This window comes from Actinacidiphila sp. bgisy167 (assembly GCF_965342175.1).
Lineage (GTDB): Bacteria > Actinomycetota > Actinomycetes > Streptomycetales > Streptomycetaceae > Actinacidiphila.
The window spans coordinates 1-23,102 of record NZ_CBDRBL010000025.1 but is presented as its reverse complement, the minus strand read 5'-3'; the positions used below and the strand labels follow the sequence as shown (position 1 = coordinate 23,102).

The following is a 23,102-nucleotide window of genomic DNA, read 5'->3' as shown; positions in this document are numbered from 1 at the left end:
TCATGACCTCCGAAGCGGACCGCTGGTACGACGACGACGCCGGGCCCGTGGTGCGGCCCTACGCCATGACGCGCGGGCGTACCAGCCACGCCGCGGAAGCCCGGCTCGACCTGATCGCCCTGGTGATCGCCGAGTCCCGCAGCGCGGACGACGACGCCGACGCCGATCGCACCCTGTCGCCCGAGCACCTCGAGATCGTCGAGCTCTGCCGGGAGCAGCCGATGTCGGTCGCCGAGCTGGCGGCCGACCTCGACCTGCCCGTGGGCGTCGTCCGCGTGCTCATCGGCGACGTCCTGGAAGTCGGCCTGGTCCACGTCAGCCGGCCCGTTCCGCCGGCCGAGCTGCCGGACGCCGGGCTGCTCCGCGACGTCATCAACGGCCTACGCGCGCTGTGAACCTCCCCGGGGCGCCGCCGGCACGACGTTGCCGGCGGTTCCCCCGGGAGCAGCCCGCCCCGCGCCCACAGGGCCCGGGGCGTCCACCAGGCCCTCGCCAGTCGGTGCGGTGGTGGACCAACAGCCCCGGTACCAAAGGAAGTTGGCCAGAAGGGCCGTAGTAGTGTTCAGCTGCCACAGATGATCACCCAACACAGTCCCTAGGACCCAGGATGCCTCTGACCTGCGTAAACAGCACGACCGGAGGAGTGAGCCATGGCCTTCCGGCGCGCTGAGAGCCGCCCTTCCCCCGTCGAGCCCGTCACGCTCAAGCTCCTGGTCGCGGGGGGCTTCGGCGTCGGCAAGACCACGCTCGTCGGCGCGGTCAGCGAGATCCGCCCGCTGCGCACCGAGGAGACCCTGACCGAGGCCGGGCGCCCCTTCGACGACATCGCCGGCGTCGAGGGGAAGCGCACCACCACCGTGGCCATGGACTTCGGCCGGATCACCCTTCGCGACGACCTGGTGCTCTACCTGTTCGGCACGCCCGGCCAGGACCGCTTCTGGTTCCTGTGGGACGAGCTGGCGCAGGGTGCCCTCGGCGCGGTCGTCCTCGCCGACACCCGGCGTCTGGAGGACTGCTTCTCCGCGATCGACTACTTCGAGCGCCGCGGCATCCCCTTCGCGGTGGGCGTCAACGTCTTCGAGGACGCCGAGCGGCACTCCGCCGAGGCGGTGCGCGATGCTCTCGACCTCGACCCCGAGGTGCCGCTGGTGATGTGTGACGCGCGCGACCGAGCCTCCGTGAAGAAGGTACTGGTCACGGTGGTCGAGCACGCGGCGCAGGTGGCCGGCGGCCGCCGGGCGGCCGCCGCCAACTGAGCGTGCTCCGCCGCCGCCGGCGGCGGGTCGGGGGCGTGCGGCCCACTCAGCCCTCGGCGGCCGGCGCGGGGCCCTCGTCCTCGTCGTCCTGCCAGCCGAAGCTGCGCTCGACGGCCTTCTTCCAGCGGCGGTACTCCCTCTCTCGGGTCGTCGCGTCCATCCGGGGCTGCCACTCGGCGTCCTTCTGCCAGTGCGCCTTGAGGGTGTCCAGTCCGTCCCACACACCGGTGGCGAGCCCCGCGGCATAGGCCGCGCCCAGCGCCGTGGTCTCCGAGATCCGCGGCCGGATCACCGGGACGTCCAGGACGTCCGCCTGGTGCTGCATCAGCAGGTTGTTCGCCGTCATGCCACCGTCGACCTTGAGTGCGGTGATGTGCACACCGGAGTCCTGGTACATCGCGTCGACGACCTCGCGGGTCTGCCAGCTGGTCGCCTCCAGCACCGCCCGCGCCAGGTGCGCCTTGGTGACGTACCGGGTCAGACCCGTGATCACGCCACGTGCGTCGGAGCGCCAGTACGGGGCGAAGAGCCCGGAGAAGGCCGGGACGATGTAGGCGCCCCCGTTGTCCGGGACGCTCGCCGCGAGCGGCTCGATCTCGTCCGCGGTCGAGATGATGCCGAGGCTGTCGCGGAACCACTGCACCAGGGCGCCGGTGATGGCGATCGACCCCTCCAGGCAGTAGACCGGCGCCTCCCCGCCGAGCCGGTAGCCCATGGTGGTGATCAGCCCGTTCTTCGACTGCACAGGCCGGTGCCCGGTGTTGAGCAGCAGGAAGCTGCCGGTTCCGTAGGTGTTCTTGGCGTCGCCCGTCGCATAGCAGGCCTGCCCGAAGACCGCGGCCTGCTGGTCGCCGAGAGCGGAGGCCACGGGCACCCCGCCCAGCTGGCCCACCGCGGTGCCGTACACCTCGGAGGAGGAGCGGATCTCCGGGAGGACCGCCGCCGGGACGTCCATGGCGGAGAGGATCGCCGGGTCCCACTCCAGGGACTCCAGGTTCATGAGCATCGTGCGGCTCGCGTTGGTGACGTCCGTGACGTGGCTGCCGCCCTCCGTGCCGCCCGTCAGGTTCCAGATCAGCCAGGAGTCGATGGTGCCGAAGGCGATCTCGCCGTTCTCCGCGCGCCTGCGCAGTCCCGGCACGTTGTCCAGGAGCCAGGCCGCCTTGGGGCCGGCGAAGTAGCTCGCCAGCGGCAGCCCCGTGGAGCGGCGGAAGCGGTCCTGGCCGTCCTGGCCGCCGAGCTGGACGCACAGCGCGGCGGTACGGGTGTCCTGCCACACGATCGCGTTGTGCACCGGGCGGCCGGTGGTGCGGTCCCACAGGACGGTGGTCTCGCGCTGGTTGGTGATGCCGAGCGCGCTGAGCTGGTCCGCGCGCAGCCCCGCCTTGGCGAGTGCGCCCGCCACCACAGCCTGCACCTTGGACCAGATCTCGGTGGCGTCATGCTCCACCCAGCCGGGCCTGGGGAAGATCTGGCGGTGCTCGCGCTGGTCGAGCGCCACGATCGACCCGTCTGAGTCGAAGATGATGCAACGGCTGGAGGTCGTTCCCTGGTCGATGGCGGCCACGTATCGGGTCGCCGTGCCGGACGTTTGAGTCATGACCGCCTCACTTGAACGCGACGTCGAAGAGGAGACCGGAGGGGGCGCCGCTCGCCCCGTGGACCCGCCGCCGGGATCCAGGCGTACGCCCGGCCGGGGGCGTCCCCGAGGGGCACCGCCGGGACGGAGCGGCCGATGCGCGGCGCCAGGCCCGACATGAGAGGTGTCACGATCGGGGTACCGGTGCCGGTGCCGGTGCCGGTCTCGCCGAGGCCCGTGCCGATGGCGTGCTCCAGGAGCGCCAGGACTTCGGTGGCATGCATGACGGCTCCTTTGTGCGGGCGCACGTGTCCGGCATACGCCGCCGTTGAACGGCGCATGGAGACGTGGTACGGGGTCACCCGCCTCTCGTCCGGCCTCCTCGCCACCCGGAGGGGTGTCCCGGGGTGATGGAGCGTCAAGGTATCGGACGAATCACCCGATTACGACCACCGACGAGGCGTGCCCGGACGTCCCTGGCCCGCCGTCACCCTCAGGCAGCCCCTGGCGCCTGTGGCGCGGCGAGGCGGGCTCGCCCTATCCGCCGGGCTCGGCCGCCACGGCGTCCGCCTCCCCTGCGCCCGGACCGCACCGGCTCTCCGGTAGCGCCGTTAGCGCGGCGCGAGCCCGGGTGACCGTCCGTGGGCGTGGTGAACGCTCTGGACGGTTGCCGACTCCGGGTGTAAGTTCTTCTCAGTTCGAGAAATACTCGAACTGAGAAGAACTAGCCGGAGGGTGGTGCGCGATGGCCGACAGGCGGGGTGAGGACGCGTTCCTCGCCGCATATGATCCGCGCGCCTTCGCGCCGATCGCCGTGACCGTCGACGTCGTCGCCCTGACCTTGCGTCAGGGGGCGCTGCATGTGCTGCTGGTGCGCCGGGGCGCTGCGCCGTACGAGAATGCCTGGGCGCTGCCGGGCGGTTTCGTCCAGGCCGGTCGCGAGTCCTTGGACGAGGCGGCGGCCCGCGAACTGGCCGAGGAGACCGGGCTCGACGCGGGCGGCATGGGCCGTGTCCACCTCGAGCAACTCGGCTCCTACGGCCGCCCCGACCGCGACCCGCGCATGCACGTCGTGTCCGTCGCCTACCTCGCCTTCGCCCCGGACCTCCCCGAGGCGATGGCCGGCAGCGACGCCGCCGCGGCCGCGTGGGTGCCCGTCGACGTGCTCGCGCCGCGGGGGAACCCGGAAACCGCCACCGGGCGTCCTATGGAGCAGGGCCGGCCGGCCGGGATCCACGGGGGTGGTTCCGGCCGGCGGTCCGAAGATGCGGACCCAGGCGCCGACCACCCCTGCACCGGCCTCGCCTTCGACCACGGCACGATCCTCGCCGAAGGCCTCGACCGGGCCCGCGCCAAGATCGAGTACACCCCGCTGGCCACCGCCTTCCTCGAGGAGGAGTTCACCATCACCGAGCTCCGCTCGGTCTACGAGGCGGTCTGGGGTCGCGCCCTGCACGCCGGGAACTTCCACCGCAAGGTCCTCTCGGTGCCGGGCTTCGTCGAGTCCACCGGCGCCACGGCGGGCCGCGGCGGCTCCCGTGGCGGTCCCCGGGCCCGCCTCTACCGCGCGGGTGACGCCCGGCTCCTGCACCCCGCACTGCTCCGCCCCGACCGCGAGGACAGCGTCCGGTGACCGCCACGAGACGCTCCTCACCCGCACACCGCGTCCGCACCTTCGACGAGGCCCTGGGCGCCCTGGCCCTGCCCTTTCCTGCCGACGACGGCGAGGCGGCGCGCCACTACCGCCGGCTGGCCCGACTCCTCCACCCCGACACCGCGCCGCCCGGCCGCGTGGACGAGGCCGCCGACGCCTTCGTCCGGCTCACGGCCCTGTGGCGGCGGCATAGGGGAGACGGCCCGGCCCTCACCACCGCCCGCGGTGTGTACCGGCCGGGCCCCGTCATCGCCGAGGGCGATCTCGCGGTGCTGCGCGCAGCCGGCCCCGGCACCCTGCTGAAAATCCCACGAAGCCCCGCCGACAACGACCTGATGCAGCGTGAGGCGAACGCGCTCACCCGGTTGCACACCGTCGCGGAGCCCCGGCACCGCGCCTACGCGCCGCGTCTGGCCGAGTCCTTCAGGCACCGCGGCCCCGACGGCGCCGAACGCCGTGTCAACGCGCTCCAGCGGCTCCACGGCTGCCACACCCTGGCCAGGGTCCGGGCGCGCCATCCAGGCGGCCTCGACCCGCGAGACGCCGCATGGATGTGGCGCCGCCTGCTGGTCGCCCTCGGCTGGGCGCATCGGGCCGGTGTCGTCCATGGCGCCGTGCTGCCTGAGCACGTCCTCATCCACCCCGCACACCACGGTCTCGTGCTGGTCGGCTGGTGCCACGCCACCGCACCCGGCACGACCGTCCCCGCCCTCGTGGAGCGGCACCGCGCCCTCTACCCGCCCGAGGTCACCGGTCGGCGTCCCGCTACCGAGGCCACCGACATCCACCTCGCCTCGCGCTGCCTCGAGCAGATGATGGGCGACCGCGCCCCGCGTCCGCTGCGCGCTTTCCTCCGCGGCTGCACCCTCCCGGCGCAGGCCCGCCGCCCGCACGACGCGTGGCGGCTGCTCGCGGAGCTCGACGAGGTCCTGGAACGCCTCTACGGCCCGCGCACGTTCCGCCCGTTCAGCATGCCGGGCACCGACACCTGACACCCACACCGGACACCGGTCATCCGACACCAAGGGGGAACACCATGGGCAGCGGAAGCTGGTCCACCGACGTCTACGACGCCGCCGCGCGCTACCGCGCCGCCGGCGGCACCGGCGCTTTCGCCTACAGCGACCGCGTCACCTCGTCCGCGCCGCGCGCCTCCTGGGCGGCGCACCCCTCGCTCGACCCCAAGGGCATCGGCGTCCGCGAGAGCCGCGACTCCGACGAGCACCCCACCTCGCTCGCCATCGCCGTCCTGTTCGACGTGACCGGCTCCATGCGCACCGTCCCGCGGGTCCTGCAGACCAAGCTCCCCGAGCTCTTCGGCCTGCTGCTGCGCAAGGGCTACACCGAGCACCCGCAGATCCTCTTCGGCGCGGTCGGCGACGCCACCTGCGACCGGGTCCCGCTGCAGCTCGGGCAGTTCGAGTCCGACAACCGCATGGACGACGACCTTGGCAACATCCTGCTCGAGGGCGGGGGCGGCGGGCAGATGACCGAGTCGTACGAGCTCGCCATGTACGCGATGGCCCGGCACACCTCGATCGACTGCCACGGCAAGCGCGGCCGCCGCGGCTACCTCTTCCTGATCGGCGACGAACTGCCCTACGGCAAGGTCAAGGCCCGCGAGGTGCGCGCCGTCCTCGGGGACGACCTCGCCGAGGACATCCCCGTCACACGCATCGTCGCGGAACTGCGGCGGAAGTTCGACGTCTACTTCATCCTGCCGGCGGGCTCCTCCTACGTCGGCAACACCGCGATCCTCGCCACCTGGCGGCGGCTGCTCGGCCAGAACGTCATCGAGCTCGACGACCTCGACGCCGTCTGCGAGACCATCGCCCTGACCATAGGGCTCGGCGAGGAGGCCATCGACCTCGCCGAGGGTCTCGCCGACCTCGCCGATCTCGGCACCACAGCCACCGCCACCAGCGCCGTCGGCAAGGCCCTCGCCGCCCTCGACCGCGACCGAGCGGCCGCGGCCGTGACGGACACGCCACTGATCGACGGCACCGGCGCCGGCGGCACCACCCGCCTGTAGGCCCTCCGGAGGACCCCGTGCACACCATCGTCGTCGACCTCGGCTACGGCGACGCCGGCAAGGGCACCGTCGTGGACCGGCTCTGCGCCCGCGGGCCGATCCGCGCGGTGGTCCGCTTCAACGGCGGAGCCCAAGCGGCGCACAACGTCGTCACCACCGACGGACGCCACCACACCTTCGCCCAGTTCGGCTCCGGCACCCTCAGGGGCGTCCCCACCCATCTGTCCCGCTTCATGCTGGTGGACCCCCTCGCGCTGGCCGCCGAGGCCGACCACCTGACCGCCCTCGGGGTTCCCGCGCTGTACGCCCTGCTCAGCGTCGACCGCGCGGCGCGCCTCACCACCCCGTACCACGCCGCCGCCAACCGGCTGCGCGAGCAGGAGCGGGGCACGGCCCGCCACGGCTCGTGCGGCATGGGCATCGGCGAGACCGCCGCCTACGCCCTCGCCCACCCGCAGGACGCCCCCACAGCGGGGGACTGCGCCTCACGCCCGCGGCTGCTGCGCAAGCTGCGTCTGCTGCGCGACCGCCTGGCCGACGAGTTCGGGCGGCGCCTGCCCGCACCGCCGCCCGAGGACTGCGTTGACGCCTTCACCGCCTTCGCCGGCGCCGTCACCCTCACCGACGACGGCCACCTCGCCCGCGTCCTGCGCGAGGGCGCGGTCGTCCTCGAGGGCGCCCAGGGCGTGCTCCTCGACGAGTGGCACGGGTTCCATCCATACACCACCTGGTCCACAACCACGTTCGCGGGCGCCGAGGCGCTGCTGGCGGAAGCCGGCCAGGAGGGCCGCAGGCTCGGCGTCGTACGGACGTACACCACCCGGCACGGCCCCGGACCGCACGTCACCGAGGACCCGGAACTCGCCCCGCTGCTGTCCGAACCGCACAACGGCCACGGCACGTGGCAGGGCGCCTTCCGCGTCGGCCATTTCGACGCCGTCGCCCACCGCTACGCCGTCGAGGTCTGCGGCGGCGTCGACGCCCTGGCCCTGACGCACCTCGACGCGCCCCGCCGCTGCCCGCGGCTGCGGCTGGTCCAGGCGTACGACACCGGTGGGACGCGGCTGCCCGTCGCCCCGCCCGGTGATCTCGAGCGGCAGGCCGCCCTCACCCAACGCCTGCTGACCGCCCGCCCGGCCCGCTGGGACGTGCCCGGCTCGGATCCGGCCGCCTGGTCGGAGGCGGTCGGCGAGGCTCTTGGCGCGCCGGTCGTATTGGAGTCGCACGGCCCGAAGCGCGACATCCCGGCCTGCCGTGCGGCCGTCAACCAGGACGGGAACTCGGAGAGGATCCGGTCGTAGAGCTCCGCGTCCGGCACTGTGGCGATGTCGTCCACGGCGAAGATGCCGACGTTGTCCACGCGCCGGCCCGCCAGGGTGTCGAAACGCTCCAGCACTCCGTAGTCGGCCCGGCCCGCACCGACGAACTGCCAGAACATCGGCTCCTCCACCGCCTCCCGCAGCTGCTGCTCGATCTGGGCGCCGCGGTGGACGCCGCCGTCGGAGAAGAACAGCATCAGCGTTGGTGCCGCCGTGGGTGCGCCCGCACGTAGGCCCGGTCCTCGGCGATGACCTCCCGCTCCTCGTTCCGGATGCCGACGAAGCGCATGTCGGCCTGGTCCGGGCCCGTGCCGGGGCTTTCCGGGACGGCCGAACAAGCTCAGCTCGCGCACCCGGACGTGCAGCCGCAGGTGCTGTATCCGAGGGATTCGGGTGTCACGGCGCCAGTGTGCCCTCTCACCCGCCGCGACGGACAGGGCTCCGCACGACACCCGTGCCCGGCCGGTCCTCCGCTACAGTCCGCGCGTGAGCACTCGACAGAAGGACAGCCACTGCTCGTACTGCGGCACGCGGTTCGCCCGGGACGCGGGATGGCCGCGCGTCTGCGCCGCCTGCGGTGGCACCGCCTACCGCAACCCGCTTCCCGTCGCCGTCGCCCTGCTGCCCGTGCGCACCCCGGAGGGCACGGGTCTGCTTCTGGTCCGCCGGGCCATCGAGCCGCAGCGCGGACTGCTCGCCCTCCCTGGCGGCTTCGTGGACCTCGGCGAGACATGGCAGCAGGCCGTGGTCCGCGAACTCGACGAGGAGAGCGGCGTCAAGGCGGCCGCCGGTGATGTCCGGCTGGCGGACACCCTCAGCGGCGACACCGGTCACCTGCTGGTCTTCGGCCTCCTGCCGGAGCGCGACGCCGAGGACCTCCCACCCGCCGGCGCCACTGACGAGACGGACGGCCGGGAGATCCTCCTCGCCCCCGCGGAACTGGCCTTCCCGCTGCACACCGAGGCGGTGCGCAACTGGTTCGGCGGCCGCTACTGAGGCGGCACCGAGCGGCGGCTACCGCGCGGCGGTGCCGAGAACCTTCACCCGGTACCCCACCTCGTCGCGTTCCTCACGCATGACGACGACCTCGCCGTCCACCACCCGCGAGGTGAAGCGCTCCACCCGCGGCCCCGCCCAGCCGTCCCCGGCGTCCGTCACCAGGGTGCCGCCTCCGCCGCGTCCGGGCTCCGGCGCCCACACCTCCAGGGCCACCGTGCCGTCCTCCTCGGCCACCGGCACCACGGCGCCGGCCCTGGCCAGCACCGGGACGCGGTCCTCGGGCGCGGGCAGCAGCACCTGCCCGGGGCCTTGGTACGCCTCCCTGGTCGCGGTGTCGTACCACCGGCCCCGCGGCAGCCGCACGGCGCGTTCCGTCGCCCCCTGCTCCAGAACCGGCGCCACCAGCAGCGCGTCCCCCAGCAGGAAGGCGTCCCCGCAGGCGCGCAGTTTGCGGTCCTCCGGTTCGCCCCACCAGACCGGCCGCACATAGGGCGCGCCCGAACGCCGCGCGATGTGCGCCAGCGTGTACAGGTACGGCATCAGCCGTTCCCGTTCGCGCATCGCCGCCCCGGCCGCCGCCAGCACCCGGGGTCCGAACTCCCACGGCTCGCGGCGCCCGGCGCCGATCGCCGAGTGCGTACGGAAGAAGGGGAAGTACGCGGCCATCTGGAACCAGCGCAGATAGAGCTCCGGCGACGGGCTTCCGGTGAACCCGCCGATGTCGGGCCCCGAGTACGGCACCCCGCACAACCCCAGCCCCAGCACCAGGGACAGTGAGGCGCGCAGCCCGGGCCAGCCCGTCGTGACGTCGCCCGACCAGGTCCCGCCGTACCGCTGCATGCCCGCCCACCCGGAGCGGGAGAACAGGAACGGCCGGACGTCGGGGCGCAGTTCGCGCAGCCCCTCGTGTCCGGCCCGGGCCATGGTCAGCCCGTACACGTTGTGCGCCTCCCGGTGGTCGCCGCCGCGGCCCTCCAGGGCGTGGCGGGCGGAACGGGGCAGGGTGGTGTCGCCGAAGGCGGCGAAGGACACCGGCTCGTTCATGTCGTGCCACACCCCGGCGAAGCCCTGCGCGAGCCGCTCCGCGTACAGGCCGCCCCACCACTCGCGCACCCGGGGGTCGGTGAAGTCGGGGAACACCGCGTCGCCCGGCCACACCACGCCGCGCACGTCGCGTCCCCGCGCGTCCCGCACGAAGGCGTCGGCGGCGGCTCCGCTGTCATGGAGCGGACTGCCCGGCTCCAGCTTGACCGCCGGGTCGACGATCGACACCAGGCGCACGCCCTGTCCCCGCAATTCCTCGGCGAGCCCGGGCAGATCGGGGAAGCGCTCGCGGTCGACGGTGAAGACGCGGTGGCCGTCGTAGTGGTCGATGTCCAGGTGCAGCGCGGACAGCGGCAGTCCCCGCTCACGGTAGCCCGCCGCGACCCGGCGGACCTCGGCCGCCGTGCCGAAGCCCCAGCGCGAGTGGTGGTGTCCCAGCGCCCAGCGCGGCGGCAGCGCCGGGCGGCCGGTCAACGCCGTCCAGGCGGCCAGGATCCGAGCGGGTGTGCCGGGGATCACCCAGTAGCGCAGCGGGCCGCCGTCCATCCGCGTCTCGCAGCCGCCGGGGCGGTCGTGGCCGGACCCGGCGCCCTCCTGGCCGTCGCGCAGGGTCACCCGGCCGTCCCAGGTGTTGTCGTGGAAGACGAGGTGGCTGCCGGCGTCGGCGACGACCAACTGCAGCGGCATGGTGATGTACAGCGGGTCGGTCTCCGGTCCGAAGGCCCCACCGGGGTCGGTGTTCCACAGCCGGTACGTGCCCTCGCCGAGCCGCGGTCCCGAGGCCCGCCCGCCGAGCCCGAACACCGCCGCGTCCGCCGCGGTCTCCGAGCGCTGCACCCAGCGCGGCTGCGCGCCCCCCGCCGGGTCCACCGGGTCCCACCAGCGCGGGGGCAGGTCGCGCCGCAGCAGCAGGCCCCCGGGGGTGCGGAACTCCACCGCCCCGTGCCGGGAGACCAGCACCGTGATCCGCTCGGACACCACCCGCCAGCCGTCCTTGTCGGGCTCGACGACCGCCCGGGTGTCGGCGTCGGGGCAGGTGCCGTCCAGCGCGTACGACGGCTCCGGCTCGGCGCCGTCCCAGCCGCAGAACACCGCGCCGCCCACCGCCACCCGCACCCGCAGGGTCGAGCGGGCGAAACGCACCAGCCCGCCGCCGGGCAGCGGGTCGGCGCCCTCGGCGGCTCCCGGCACGCGCGCCCGCTCCGGTCCCCGGCGCGGGATGGCCCGGGCGTCCGCGCGCTGCCGGCGCCATGCCGCGCGCACCGCCCTCAGCCCGTTCGCCGATCCGACCTGCCGTACCTGCCGCGCCAGGTCCCGAGCATCCATGAGCCCCACCCTCTCACCGTTCCCGGCCGTCCCGCCGCCGACCGGCCGCCCTGTACCTGGCGGTCGGGCACATGCTCGCACCCCCGAATGTGTGAGGTGTGCCCTGGCGCCGAAGACGATCACGTGGCATCGTCCTGCCCATCCGCGACCGGGGACATTCCGCCCGGCCGGGTCCAGCCGCACACCACGCAGCGTCGCGTACCGTCCGGGAGCCGCCCCATGAGCACCACACCCGAGCCCACCGCCGACCCGGCGACCGAGCAGCCCCTCTGGCAGCCCGGCCCGGACAGGGTCTCCGGCGCCCAGGTGACGCGCTTCCAGGACTGGGCCGCCGCGCACCACGGCGCGCCCGCCCCCGACACCGCCGATCCCGTCGCCGGCTACCGGGCGCTGCACGCCTGGTCGGTGCGTGAACCCGGTGCCTTCTGGCGGTCCGTCGCCGAGTGGTTCGACGTACGCTTCTCCGCGCCCTACGAGACCGTCCTCGCGGACGCCTCCATGCCCGGGGCGACGTGGTTCCCCGGCGCCGCGCTCAACTACGCCGAGCACGCCCTGCGTCCGGCCGACGACGCGACCCGGGCCGGTGGGCCCGCCCTGCTGCACCTCGACGAGCGACATGAGACCGGCACCGTGAGCTGGGCCGACCTGCGCCGCCAGGTCGCCTCCCTCGCCCACGAGTTGCGGGCCCTCGGCGTCCGTCCCGGCGACCGGGTCAGCGGCTACCTGCCCAATGTCCCCCAGGCCGTCGTCGCCCTGCTGGCCACCGCCGCCGTCGGCGGCGTGTGGACCTCCTGCGCCCCGGACTTCGGCGCCCGCAGTGTGCTGGACCGCTTCCAGCAGGTCGAGCCCGTCGTCCTGTTCACCGTCGACGGCTACCGCTACGGCGGCAAGCAGCACGACCGCACGGACGTCGTCGCCGAGCTGCGCGCCGAACTGCCCTCGCTGCGCGCCGTCGTGCACATCCCGCTGCTGGGCACGCCGGCCCCCGAGGGGGTGCTGGAGTGGGAGTCCCTGGTCTGCGGCGACCCCGAGCCGGTGTACGAGCAGGTCCCCTTCGACCACCCGCTGTGGGTGCTGTACTCCTCGGGCACCACCGGTCTGCCCAAGGCCATCGTGCAGTCCCAGGGCGGCATCCTGCTGGAGCACCTGAAGCAGACCGGCCTCCACCTCGACCTCGGGCCGCGGGACCGGTTCTTCTGGTACACGTCCACCGGCTGGATGATGTGGAACTTCCTCGTCGGGGGCCTGCTCGCGGGCGCCACGATCGTCCTGTACGACGGCAGCCCCGGCTTCCCCGACACCGGCGCCCAGTGGGGCGTGGCCGAGCGCACCGGCACCACCGTCTTCGGCACCTCCGCCGCGTACGTCATCGCCTGCCGCAAGGCCGGTGCGCACCCCGGCCGCGACCACGACCTGTCGGCCGTCACCTGCGTCGCCACCACCGGGTCCCCGCTCCCGCCGGACGGCTTCCGCTGGATCCACGACGAGGTCAAGGAGGACGTCTGGATCGCCTCCGTCAGCGGCGGCACCGACGTGTGCAGTTGCTTCGCGGGCGGCGTCCCCACCCTGCCGGTGTACATCGGCGAGCTCCAGGCGCCCTGCCTCGGCACCGACCTGCAGGCCTGGGACCCGTACGGCAAGCCCGTCACCGACGAGGTCGGCGAACTGGTCGTCACCAACCCCATGCCGTCGATGCCGGTCGGCTTCTGGAACGACCCCGACGGCAGCCGGTACCGGGAGAGCTACTTCGAGATGTTCCCCGGCGTGTGGCGGCACGGGGACTGGATCACCCTGACCTCGCGCGGCACGGTGATCATCCACGGACGTTCCGACTCCACCCTCAACCGCCAGGGCGTGCGCATGGGTTCCGCGGACATCTACGAGGCCGTCGAGCGGCTCCCGGAGATCCGCGAGTCGCTCGTCATCGGCGTCGAGCAGGCGGACGGCGGCTACTGGATGCCCCTGTTCGTGCAGCTCGCCGAGGGCGCGGTCCTCGACGACGCGCTCCGCGACAAGGTCAGGCGCACCATCCGCGAGCAGCTGTCACCCCGCCACGTCCCCGACGAGATCGTCGAGGTCCCCGGCATCCCGCACACCCTCACCGGCAAGCGCATCGAGGTCCCGGTGAAGAAGCTGCTGCAGGGTACGCCGATCGAGAAGGCCGTCAATCCCGGCTCCGTGGACGACGTGGCGCTGCTTCGCTTCTACGAGGAGCTGGCCCGCACACGCGGCTGAGCGCCCCGGCGTCCGCGCGCCGCCGAGCGCCCGGGGGAGAGGCGGGATCGGCCCGTTCCCGCCTCATTCCCGCCTCACCCCCCGTACGTCGCCCCGAACTCACCGAGGACGTCCGAGAAGTCGGCGGCCAGGGCGTTCGCCTCGGACGGCCGCAACCCCATCGTCGTGATCCGCACCCCCGGCCCCGCCGCGAGCCGGAACCGCGCCCCCGCGGCCACCCACCACCCGCGTGAGCGCAGGCCGTTCACCACCGCCGCCTCGTCCCGCACCGGCACCCACACGTTGAGCCCGCTCGCCCCGTGTGCCGCGATCCCGCGCCCGCCCAGCTCCGCGACCAGCGCTTCCCGCCGCTCCGCGTACGCCTCCCGCGCGGCCTCCACCAGCAGCCGGGCCCCGGCGTCGGTCATCAGCCGCGCGGCCATCCCCTGCAGCACATGACTGATCCAGCCCGAGGTGAGCAGCAGCCGTCCGTCGTGCCGCGCCAGCGTCGTCGGGTCGCAGGCGAGGGCCGCCCACCGCAGGTCGGTGCCCAGGTACTTGCTGACGGTGCGCACCTGGGCCCAGCGCGGCAGCCCGCCTGACGTCAGGCTGTGCAGCGGCACGCCGGCGATCTCCGCGGCGTGGTCGTTCTCGACCACGAGCACGTCGGGCCCCTCCCGCAGCACGCCCAGCAGCGCATCCCTCCGTTCCGCCGAGAAGCAACCGCCATAAGGGTTCTGGGAGCGCGGGCTGCACACCACCGCGCGGGCCCCGGCCCGCAGGGCGTCGCGCAGCGCGTCGGGCCGCATGCCCTCGTCGTCCACCGCGACGGGCACCATGCGCAGTCCCAGCGCGGGCACCAGATCGAGCAGGTGGTGATAGCCCGGGTCCTCCATCGCCACCGCGTCACCCGGCCGCAGTTCGACGGAGAGCAGCCGCGCCACGCAGTCGAGGGCGCCGTGAGCGAAGGTCACCTCGTCGGCCGGCACCCCGTCGCGGTCGAACGCCGCGCGGGCCAGCTCCTCCAGTTCGGGAAGGCGCGGCGCCGACCGATGGGAGCGCACCCCGGGCGTGAGCTGCACCGACGGCGGTAGCTCCGGCAGGAACGCCGGGTCCGGGTGACCGCCCGCCAGGTCCCGCAACCCGGCGGGCACCTTCGGCGGCCGCCTGGACGCCACCGCCGGCGCCTGCGCGACGACGGTGCCGCCACGCCCGCGCGTGACGACGATGCCGCGCTGCCGCAGCTCCTTGTAGGCGGTCGCCACCGTGCCGGGACTGACGCCCAGGCGGTCCGCCAGCGTCCGTACCGGAGGGAGCGCCGCCCCGGGAGGCAACCCCCCGTCGGCCACGCCTCGTTCGATGGATGCCGCAATCGCCTTGGTGCTCGAGCCGCTGATCGCATATTGTGCTGCCACATTCACAAGTATGTATCAATACATACGTCGAGGCAAGGGGGCGGTGCATGCGAATCCCGCGCAGCCGCAGCGACATGGAGGACCTCGTACCCGGCGGCCGCGACGGCCGCCGCATGCTCTTGGTGAGCCTCACCGACAAGGCCGGATCCGGCCTCTGGTACGGCACCGCGGCGCTCTACTACACGTATGTCGCCGGACTCGCCCCGCACGAGATCGGCCTCCTGCTCGGCGTCGCCGGAGCTGTCGGCGTCGCGGGCACCCCCGTCGCGGGCCGCATCGCCGACCGCGTCCCGCTCACCCGGCTGCTCCCCGCCGTCCACGCCCTGCGCGCCGCGGCCGCCGTCGGCATCCTGCTCACCGGCGCCTTCTGGCTGCTGCTGCCCGTCGCCGCGCTCGGCAGCCTCGGCGACCGCTCCGCCTCCGTCCTCACCAAGCTGTACGCCGCGCGCGTCGCCGGCCCGGACCGGGTCCGCTACCAGGCGCTCCAGCGCACCGTGGTCAACATCGGCTTCGGCATCGGCGGCCTCGCCGCCGCCGTGGCCCTCGCCATCGGCACCCCCACCGCCTACCGCGCCATGCTGGTCGGGGACGCCCTCTCCTTCGCGGGCGCCGCCCTGCTCGTGCTGCGCTGCGCGGAACCGCCGTCGCTCGCACGCGTGGTGGCCGGTGCGCCCGCCGCCACCGCGGGGCAACCGCCCCGGCCCACGACCCCGGCCGTCAGCCCCTGGCGCGACCGCGGCTACCTCGCCTTCACCGCCACCGAGTCCCTGCTGTTCCTCGACGACACGGCGCTCAACATCGGCCTGCCCCTGTGGATCGCCACCGCGACCGTCGCGCCGCACAGCCTCGTCGCGCTCCTCCTCGTCCTCAACAACGTCCTCGTCGTGCTCTTCCAGGTCCGCCTCAGCCGCCTCGCCGACGACGTGCGCAGGGCCGCCGCCTCCCTGCCGCTGCTCGGCGTCGCCTTCCTCGTCGCGGGCGGTGCCATGGCCGTCTCGACCGCGGACTCGCCGGGGACCGCCGCCGTCGCCCTCGTCGTCGCCACCACGGCCTTCACCGCCGCGGAGATCGTGCACGCGGCGATCTCCTGGGAGTTGTCCATCGCCCTCGCCCCCGGGCGGTCGCAGGGCGCCTACCTCGGCGTCCACGGGCTCGCGCAGTCGGCCCAGCGCTCCGCGGGACCGGTGCTGATGACCTCCGCCGTCATGGCCGCGGGTCCGCTCGGCTGGCTGGGCCTCGGCGCTGGACTCGCCGCCGTATCCGTCGGCCAGCGCACCCTCGTACGCCGCCGCATGGACCGCATGGACCGCATGGACGGGCCCGGGACCCCGAAGGCGCCCGGCACCCCCAGCGTGACGGTCACTGTCAGTGGTGGCGATTACGGTAAGTGACAGTTGACCGCCGTACCGAGGGGGAACCGTCATGGCACACACCACCAGGACCAGGCACCGCAAGCAGAGCGACCGCCCCGCCCGCCGGGCCGCGAAGGACGGCCGCCGCATCCTGCGCCGCGAGTCGCCGACCGTCGTCGCCGTCCTCACCGACCTCGCGGACTTCGCAGCGATGCGCGGCTACCGAAGCTTCACCTTCGACGACTACCCGACCTACCTGCGGCAGATCGAGAGCCTGCTGCGCTCGCTCACCTCACGCGGCATCCACGTGCGCGTCGGCCCCTTCGACCCGGCCGAGTACGCCGAGTACTGCGCCGACACCGGCCACGAACCCGACAGTTCGGGCTCGCGCACGCGGTACGCCGCCGACATCACCACCACCGGGCCCACCGTTCCCTATACCGGGCAGCCCCTGGAACTCCTCATCACCGAGATCGAGTACGAGGCGGGACGCCAGGCCACCTGGGAACGGGCCTCCGGCATCCTGGCCGGCGCCGGGGAGTGCGCCGGCTGCGGCGACGACCTCGCCCGCACGTCCTTCGACCGCGCCTCCCAGGCCCTGATGCGCCTGTTCGAGGCGGCGGGACCGGGCCACCACCACCTCGTGTGCAGCGTGCCCGCCGACGGCACCACGCTCCTCGCCGCCATGCACGCCCGCTGCGACGAGCAGGGCATGGTCCACCTCGTCGAGGCCGAGGCCCTGGTCTGCTGCACCGTCCTCGCCGCCGGGATCGCCGAGGACAGCGGCGGGGGCGTCGTCATGCGCAGCGGCACGGGCGCGGGACAGCCCCCGAAGGACCGCCCGGACGAAGTACGCGGCTGGACCCTGAGCGACGGCTGGCTGCACCCCCTCACCGAGGCAGAGGTCTTCAACGCCTACTGCACCGACGCCGAGTCCGGAGATCCCGTACCGCCGGAACCGGGCGTCGTCCACCGCCCCGGATTCGCCCTCCCACCGCCCGAGGACGGCTGAGCCCCGCGGGGCGCTGGTCGCGCGCGCCAGGCCACGAACGCCGCGGGGCGCCCCGCCACGGGTGGGACGAGGCAGCGGTGCGGGGGATGCGGCCCACCCGGCTCGCCGTCCGGCCGCGCCCTCAGCGGGGTGCACGAACCGGCGCCGAGCGGCATTGGAGAGCCGCCTCGCCCGCTGCCCGGAAGGCCGCGGATCCCCACGTGCGCGGCCTCGGGCGCGGGTGGCAGTACCCCGCTGATCCTGGGGGTACGGGGACCAGGCACCTCACCCGGCAGGAGGTGGCCCAGCGCCCGTGCGGCCTCCGCACGGTGAGCCGAACGCGGTGGAGGGCGCCGGGCCGATCTCGTGCTGATCGGCGGGCTCCCGTGAACTGCGCCGCCGTGGGCTTCGCCCGGCAGGTCCAGGCGGCCGTCGCCTGTGCTTCCGGCGCATCGGCCGTCAGGGCTGACGCAGGTCAGAGGCGGTCGCCCGGGCCCGGCCGCTCCACCGTCCACGAGGACAGGATGCGCAGGGCGTCGTACGACGGGCTGCCGGGTTCGGCGGTCAGCACCATGAGGCGCTGCCCCGAGCCGTCGGGGCTGCTCCACGTGTCGCAGTCGAGCGTGAGGTCGCCGACCACGCGGTGCCGGTAGTGCTTGGTGCCGTATGCGGTGGTGATGACCCTGTGCTCCGCCCACCAGGTCCGGAAGTCGGCGTCCTGGACCGACAACTCCCCGACGAAACGGGCGAGTTCGGGGTCACCGGACTCCGCGGCGGCCTGCATGCGCAACGCGGCTACGGCGTCGCGGGCGTCGTGCTCCCACTGCCGGTGCATGCCGCGCACGACCGGGTCCATGAACAGCATGCGCACGTAGTTCCGGCGGCCCGGCGGAATCGCGGAGAAGTCGGTGTAGAGGGCCGCGGCGGCGTCGTTCCAGGCCAGGACGTCCATCCGCGTGCCGAGGACGACGGCCGGCGTCGCCGCAAGCTGGTCCAGCAGGCGCCGCAGCGCGGGCCGTACGCGCTGCGGCGGACGGCGGCGCCGCGGTTGGGCGTCGGCCTTGCCGGCCAGCTCGTACAGGTACCGCTGCTGGTCGTCGTCGAGGCGCAGCGCGCGGACCAGCGGGGCGAGGACGGACGCCGACGCCCGGACGCGGCCCTGCTCCAGCCGCGTGTAGTAGTCGACGCTGATCGCGGCGAGTTGCGCGACCTCCTCGCGGCGCAGACCCGCGACCCTGCGCGTGGAGTCCGCCGGCGGCAGACCGCATTCGCGCGGTGCGAGCTGTGCCCGGCGGGCCTTCAGGAAGGCTCCGAGTTCGCGAGGACCAGGTGCCGCAGTCATATGCCTCATTCTCCCGCGGGGGTCCCCGGTTGTGAGGGGGCAGGTTTCTTCCAGGGCAGGAACTCGCCTCTTCCGCCCGCTCCGGCCGGGGCGGACGGTCGAGAAGTGCCCGGTACGGATCCGGGCGCCAACGGGCCCGCCGACGGGGCGCGGCCCCGCCGAACAACGAACACGGAGCATCCTGTGCCAAGGCCACCGTTACGTTCGACAGCGCCGGCATCCCCCTCGCCGGACACCTCTACATCCCCGACACCCCCGCCGCACCGGGCCCGCGGCCCGCGATCGTCGTCGGCCACCCCGGCACCGGCGTGAAGGAGCAGGCCGCGGGCGTCTACGCGCGGCGCCTGGCCGAGAAGGGCTTCGTCACACTCGCCTTCGACGCGACTCACCAGGGCGACAGCGGCGGAGAGCCGCGCGGTCTGGAGGACCCCGCGCAGCGCGTCGAGGACCTCAAGGCGGCCGTCTCCTACCTCACCACCCGCGGGGACGTCGACGCAGGGAGCATCGGCGCCCTCGGCATCTGCGCCTCCGGCGGCTACGTCCTTCCCGCCGCGGCCGGCGACCGGCGGATCAAGGCGGTCGCCACCGTCAGCGCGGTCGACGTCTCCCGCCAGTTCCGCCTTGGGGCCGACGGGACCCAGGACGCGTCCGTCTTCCGGGGCATGCTGGAGGCCGCTGCCGCCGCCCGCACCGCGGAGGCCCGCGGCGAGGAGCCGCCCGTCCTGACCCTGTTCCCCGACACCGCCGACCAGGCCCGCGCGCTGGGCGGCGAGCACGGCGTCGACGGCTTCGACTACTACCGCACCCCGCGTGCCCGCCACCCCCGGGCGGCCGACTTCTTCACCTGGTCCAGCGTCGACAGGATGGCGGGCTTCGACGCCTTGGCCGCCGTCCCGCTGATCGGCCCGCGTCCGCTGCTGATGGTCGTCGGATCCCGCGCGGTCACCGCCTGGATGAGCGTCGATGCCTTCCAGCGCGCCACCGGACCCAAGGAGTTGCACTGGATCGAGGGCGCCGGTCACGTCGACCTCTACGACCGGGAGCAGTATGTCGACCCCGCCGTCGACAGGCTCGCCGGCTTCTTCACCGTGAACCTGGGCTCGGTCGCGGATCTCTGAACCGGGGCCCTGGACCGGACAGCCCGGGGCGTACGCCGGTAAGGTCCGCGGCATGCGCGAACTCGCCACCGGCGTCTGGCACTGGCAGGCGCCGCACCCGGACTGGACGCCCGGCGAGCGATGGCCGCGTGAGGTGTCGTCGTCGGCGATCGACGACGGCACTCGGCTGCTGCTCTTCGACCCCCTGTCCGTGCCGCCCGCACTGCTCACGCTCGCGGCCGACCGGCAGCCGGTCGTGGTGCTCACGGCGCCGTGGCACGAGCGCGACACGCGGAGTCTGGTCGAGCGCCTCGGCGCTTCGGTGTTCACACCGCCACCCGACACCGCCGACGACCTCGTGCGGAAGTTCGGCGTCACCCGTGACCAGGCCGGTGACGGCAGCCCCGACGTCGCCTGGCTGCGCACCGGCGACGTCGGCGAAGGCCGTACGTACGCGGCGGGCGACCGGCTCCCGGCGGGGATCGAGGCGTTCCCCGGGAGGGAGCACAACGACCTGGTGCTCTGGGACGCCCGGGTGCGGACCGTGATCCCGGGCGACACCCTGGTCGACTTCGGCCACGGCCTGCGGATCAACGACCGACTGCGGGGCGGCGTCACGCGCGAGCAGATAGCCGAACTGCTGCGGCCCTTGCTCGCCCTCCCGGTCGAGACGGTGCTCCCCGCGCACGGCGCACCGGCCGACCGGACCGCGCTGGAGTGTGCGTTGTCGCTCTGAGCCCACCGCGGTCCGGCACAACGGGGGCGCGATCTTGGAAGCGGCCGTCGACGTCGTCACCGGCCAGGTGAGGACGGCGGCGACATGCTTCTCCACGGTGCAGACGCCCCTCGCACGGTCACCGCCGAAGGCATCGGACGATCATGGACCGCGACCGGCCCCCGCGCCCGGCACTCGACGGCCTGCTGCCGGGAAGCCGTAGGGGGCGCCGTCGACGACGGCGACGAAGGACGAGGCGCGGATCGTGGCGGTGCTGCTCACCGGCGGCATCGGCCGCGAGGAAGTCGCCCGGAGGCACGGGGCGGCCGAGAAGCAGGTCGCCGCATGACAGGCCAGTTCCGCGCGGTGACCGGACGTCCCCGTCGCCCGGGCCCGAATTCCCCTGCGGTTCCGCGGGCGAGGTGCTCACTCCCCGGACAGCACCGCCTGCGCCGCACGCCTCGCCTCGTCGGCCGTGTCGGTCGCCCGCGCCGCCGCGGCCGCGCGCTCGCACTGCGCGAGGGTGTACTTCGCCAGCGTCGCCCGCACATAGGGAATCGACGCCGCCCCCATCGACAGGCTGGTCACTCCCAGACCTGTCAGCACACACGCCAGCAGCGGATCGGAGGCCGCCTCACCGCACACCCCGCAGCTCTTGCCCTCGGCCCGCGCGGCCTCGGCCGCCGCGGCCACCAGGTCCAGCAGCGCCGGCTGCCAGGGGTCCTGCAGCCGCGAGACCGAGCCGATCTGGCGGTCCGCCGCGAAGGTGTACTGCGCCAGGTCGTTCGTCCCCAGCGAGAGGAACTCGACCTCCTGGAGGATCGAACGCGCCCGCAGCGCCGCGGACGGGATCTCCACCATCGCGCCGAACTTCGCGTGCAGCCCGGCCTCCCGGCACGCGTCCGCGAACGCCTTGGCGTCGATGCGGTCCGCCACCATGGGCGCCATGACCTCGAGGTACACCGGCAGGTCCTCGGCCGCCCTGGCCAGCGCCCGCAACTGTGTGCGCAGTACATCGGGGTGGGCGAGCAGCGTCCGCAGACCACGTACGCCGAGCGCGGGGTTCGGCTCGTCGGCCGGCGTCAGGAACTCCAGCGGCTTGTCGGCCCCCGCGTCCAGCACGCGGACCACGACCCGGCCCTCGGGGAAGGCCTCCAGCACCTGCCGGTACGCCTCGACCTGCCTTTCCTCCGACGGCGCCTTCTTCGAGTCGTCCAGGAACAGGAACTCGGTGCGGAACAGGCCCACGCCCTCCGCACCCGTCTTCACCGCGGCCTCGACGTCCCCGGGTCCTCCGATGTTCGCCAGCAGCGGCACTTTGTGCCCGTCCGAGGTGGCGCCGGGGCCGGAGGACGCGGTGAGCGCCGCCCTCCGCTCCTCGGCGGCCCTCGCCAGCTCGGCCCGCCGCTCCTTGTCCGGGTTGACGTGGACGTCACCGGTGCTGCCGTCCACGGCGACGACGGTGCCCTCCGCCAGCTCGGTGGCCCCGGGCAGCGCCACCACCGCGGGCACCCCCAGCGCACGCGCCAGGATCGCGCTGTGGCTGGTCGGCCCACCCTCCTCGGTCACGAACCCGAGCACCAGCGACGGGTCCAGCAGAGCCGTGTCCGCCGGCGCCAGGTCCCGGGCGATCAGCACGTACGGCTCGTCACTGTCCGGGACGCCCGGCATCGGCACCCCGAGCAGGCGCGCCACGATGCGGTTGCGGACGTCGTCCAGGTCCGCGACCCGGCCCGCCAGATACTCGCCCGCGTTGGCGAGCAGCGCCCGGTAGGAGGCGAAAGCGTCGTACACCGCGCGCTCCGCGGAGCTGCCCACCGCGACACGGCGCTCCACGTCCGCCATCAGCTCGGGGTCCTGCGCCATCAGCGCCTGGGCCTCCAGCACGGCCTGCGCCTCGCCACCGGCCAGGTTGCCGCGCGCGATGAGGTCGTTGGCCACCGCGTCGACCGCCTGGCGGGCCCTGGCCTGCTCCCGCGGGGCCTCGTCGGCCGGAATCTGCTTGGCCGGGGGCTCGAGGACCGCGGTTCCCATGTGCCGTACCTCGCCGATCGCCACGCCGTGGCTGACACCGACGCCTCGCAGCGTTGTCTCCATCTCACCCGTCTCCGGTTGCCGCGGACGCTCACGACCGCGTGTGCCTGTGTGTATGCGTCAGGAGTGGCCTTGCCGAAAAGGCTACGTCCAGGAGAAGAGCGGGGCTCCGATGGTCACCTCACCGTCCTCGACCAGGCCCGTCAGCGCCTCGGCCGTCGCCTCCAGAGCCACCACCGGGCAGACCGCGGACTTGCCGGCCGCCTCGACGGCCGCAGGGTTCCAGCGCACCATCTCCTGACCACGGGCCACCGTGTCGCCCTTGTTGACGAGAACCTCGAAGCCCTCGCCGTTGAGCTGCACGGTGTCGATGCCGAGATGGGTCAGCACGCCGCGCCCGTCCGCGTCCACCACGACGAACGCGTGCGCGTGCAGGGACACGACCACACCGTCCACCGGCGACACCGCCACCGACGGCTCGCGCAGGGGGTCGATCGCCGTGCCGGGTCCCACCATGGCGCCTGAGAACACGGGGTCCGGCACCGCGGCCAGACCGATGACGCGCCCGGCCAGGGGCGACGAGACAGTGGTCATGGTGAAGCCTCCAAGCAAGTGGTCCAGACCACTCAGTCTGCCACTTCTGCCGGTCGCGGCGCACCGCGGCGCCGCATGGCCGCCCTCGATTTGCTCCCGCCGGGGTCCTCCAGTACCTTGGGTCACCCCCCGCGACGAA

Annotated in this window: 18 protein-coding genes and 1 pseudogene; 12 read left to right on the top strand and 7 right to left on the bottom strand. The window is 73.8% G+C overall.

Annotated elements, in window-relative coordinates; genetic code table 11:
* The first annotated feature begins 2 nt into the window (after positions 1-2).
* Both ACRWND_RS12685 and ACRWND_RS12680 read left to right on the top strand, forming a co-directional pair.
* A complete protein-coding gene (locus ACRWND_RS12685) occupies positions 3-395 on the top strand; it encodes a DUF742 domain-containing protein (RefSeq protein ID WP_431948821.1) in 393 nt (130 codons plus the stop codon).
* Positions 396-650: 255 nt separating this feature from the next.
* Complete coding sequence (locus tag ACRWND_RS12680; RefSeq protein ID WP_431948820.1) at positions 651-1,256, top strand: GTP-binding protein; 606 nt, start codon at positions 651-653, stop codon at positions 1,254-1,256.
* A gap of 46 nt (positions 1,257-1,302) precedes the next feature.
* Here ACRWND_RS12680 and glpK read toward each other — a convergent pair whose 3' ends face one another.
* Positions 1,303-2,856, bottom strand: a complete 1,554-nt coding sequence (gene glpK, locus ACRWND_RS12675) for a glycerol kinase GlpK (RefSeq protein WP_431948819.1) — start codon at positions 2,854-2,856, stop codon at positions 1,303-1,305.
* Between the two features lie 724 nt (positions 2,857-3,580).
* Here glpK and ACRWND_RS12670 point away from each other — a divergent pair.
* The 4 genes from ACRWND_RS12670 to ACRWND_RS12655 are packed head-to-tail and all read left to right on the top strand — an operon-like array spanning position 3,581 to position 7,822.
* Positions 3,581-4,468 (top strand): NUDIX hydrolase, encoded by an 888-nt coding sequence (locus tag ACRWND_RS12670; RefSeq protein ID WP_431948818.1) that lies wholly within the window; start codon positions 3,581-3,583, stop codon positions 4,466-4,468.
* Positions 4,465-5,481, top strand: coding sequence for a molecular chaperone DnaJ (locus tag ACRWND_RS12665; RefSeq protein WP_431948817.1), 1,017 nt, complete (start codon positions 4,465-4,467; stop codon positions 5,479-5,481). The genes ACRWND_RS12670 and ACRWND_RS12665 overlap by 4 nt, the downstream gene beginning before the upstream one ends.
* Positions 5,482-5,525: 44 nt before the next feature.
* Positions 5,526-6,521 carry a hypothetical protein gene (locus ACRWND_RS12660; RefSeq protein WP_431948816.1) on the top strand — a complete coding sequence of 332 codons (996 nt, stop codon included), beginning with the start codon at positions 5,526-5,528 and terminating at the stop codon, positions 6,519-6,521.
* A gap of 17 nt (positions 6,522-6,538) precedes the next feature.
* Positions 6,539-7,822 (top strand): adenylosuccinate synthetase, encoded by a 1,284-nt coding sequence (locus ACRWND_RS12655; protein ID WP_431948815.1) that lies wholly within the window; start codon positions 6,539-6,541, stop codon positions 7,820-7,822.
* On the opposite strand, the pseudogene ACRWND_RS12650 reads toward ACRWND_RS12655, so the two are convergent.
* Positions 7,762-8,211, bottom strand: a pseudogene (locus tag ACRWND_RS12650) (VWA domain-containing protein); the annotation flags it as partial. The gene ACRWND_RS12655 and the pseudogene ACRWND_RS12650 sit on opposite strands and share 61 nt — an antisense overlap.
* 115 nt (positions 8,212-8,326) lie before the next feature.
* Here ACRWND_RS12650 and ACRWND_RS12645 point away from each other — a divergent pair.
* Complete coding sequence (locus ACRWND_RS12645) at positions 8,327-8,836, top strand: NUDIX domain-containing protein (protein WP_431948814.1); 510 nt, start codon at positions 8,327-8,329, stop codon at positions 8,834-8,836.
* A gap of 18 nt (positions 8,837-8,854) precedes the next feature.
* Here the strand turns inward: ACRWND_RS12645 and ACRWND_RS12640 are convergent, their stop codons facing one another.
* On the bottom strand, positions 8,855-11,209 hold the full coding sequence (locus ACRWND_RS12640; RefSeq protein ID WP_431948813.1) for a glycoside hydrolase family 31 protein: 2,355 nt from the start codon (positions 11,207-11,209) through the stop codon (positions 8,855-8,857).
* A 219-nt stretch (positions 11,210-11,428) separates the two neighbouring features.
* Here ACRWND_RS12640 and ACRWND_RS12635 point away from each other — a divergent pair, with 219 nt between their 5' ends.
* Positions 11,429-13,444 (top strand): acetoacetate--CoA ligase, encoded by a 2,016-nt coding sequence (locus ACRWND_RS12635; RefSeq protein WP_431948812.1) that lies wholly within the window; start codon positions 11,429-11,431, stop codon positions 13,442-13,444.
* 74 nt (positions 13,445-13,518) lie between these two features.
* Here ACRWND_RS12635 and ACRWND_RS12630 read toward each other — a convergent pair whose 3' ends face one another.
* Positions 13,519-14,838 carry an aminotransferase class I/II-fold pyridoxal phosphate-dependent enzyme gene (locus ACRWND_RS12630; protein WP_431948811.1) on the bottom strand — a complete coding sequence of 440 codons (1,320 nt, stop codon included), beginning with the start codon at positions 14,836-14,838 and terminating at the stop codon, positions 13,519-13,521.
* Between the two features lie 47 nt (positions 14,839-14,885).
* Between ACRWND_RS12630 and ACRWND_RS12625 the strand changes: the two genes are divergently transcribed.
* Positions 14,886-16,229, top strand: a complete 1,344-nt coding sequence (locus ACRWND_RS12625; protein ID WP_431948810.1) for an MFS transporter — start codon at positions 14,886-14,888, stop codon at positions 16,227-16,229.
* A gap of 31 nt (positions 16,230-16,260) precedes the next feature.
* Positions 16,261-17,202 carry a hypothetical protein gene (locus tag ACRWND_RS12620; protein ID WP_431948809.1) on the top strand — a complete coding sequence of 314 codons (942 nt, stop codon included), beginning with the start codon at positions 16,261-16,263 and terminating at the stop codon, positions 17,200-17,202.
* Positions 17,203-17,656: 454 nt separating this feature from the next.
* Here ACRWND_RS12620 and ACRWND_RS12615 read toward each other — a convergent pair whose 3' ends face one another.
* On the bottom strand, positions 17,657-18,523 hold the full coding sequence (locus ACRWND_RS12615) for a helix-turn-helix domain-containing protein (protein ID WP_431948808.1): 867 nt from the start codon (positions 18,521-18,523) through the stop codon (positions 17,657-17,659).
* A gap of 218 nt (positions 18,524-18,741) precedes the next feature.
* Between ACRWND_RS12615 and ACRWND_RS12610 the strand changes: the two genes are divergently transcribed.
* Both ACRWND_RS12610 and ACRWND_RS12605 read left to right on the top strand, forming a co-directional pair.
* Positions 18,742-19,641, top strand: coding sequence for an alpha/beta hydrolase (locus tag ACRWND_RS12610; protein ID WP_431948864.1), 900 nt, complete (start codon positions 18,742-18,744; stop codon positions 19,639-19,641).
* A 52-nt stretch (positions 19,642-19,693) separates the two neighbouring features.
* Positions 19,694-20,356, top strand: a complete 663-nt coding sequence (locus ACRWND_RS12605) for a hypothetical protein (protein WP_431948807.1) — start codon at positions 19,694-19,696, stop codon at positions 20,354-20,356.
* Positions 20,357-20,761: 405 nt separating this feature from the next.
* Here the strand turns inward: ACRWND_RS12605 and ptsP are convergent, their stop codons facing one another.
* Together ptsP and ACRWND_RS12595 are read right to left on the bottom strand one after the other, a co-directional pair.
* A complete protein-coding gene (ptsP, locus tag ACRWND_RS12600; protein WP_431948806.1) occupies positions 20,762-22,432 on the bottom strand; it encodes a phosphoenolpyruvate--protein phosphotransferase in 1,671 nt (556 codons plus the stop codon).
* An 81-nt stretch (positions 22,433-22,513) separates the two neighbouring features.
* On the bottom strand, positions 22,514-22,963 hold the full coding sequence (locus tag ACRWND_RS12595) for a PTS sugar transporter subunit IIA (protein WP_431948805.1): 450 nt from the start codon (positions 22,961-22,963) through the stop codon (positions 22,514-22,516).
* Between the last annotated feature and the right edge of the window lie 139 nt (positions 22,964-23,102).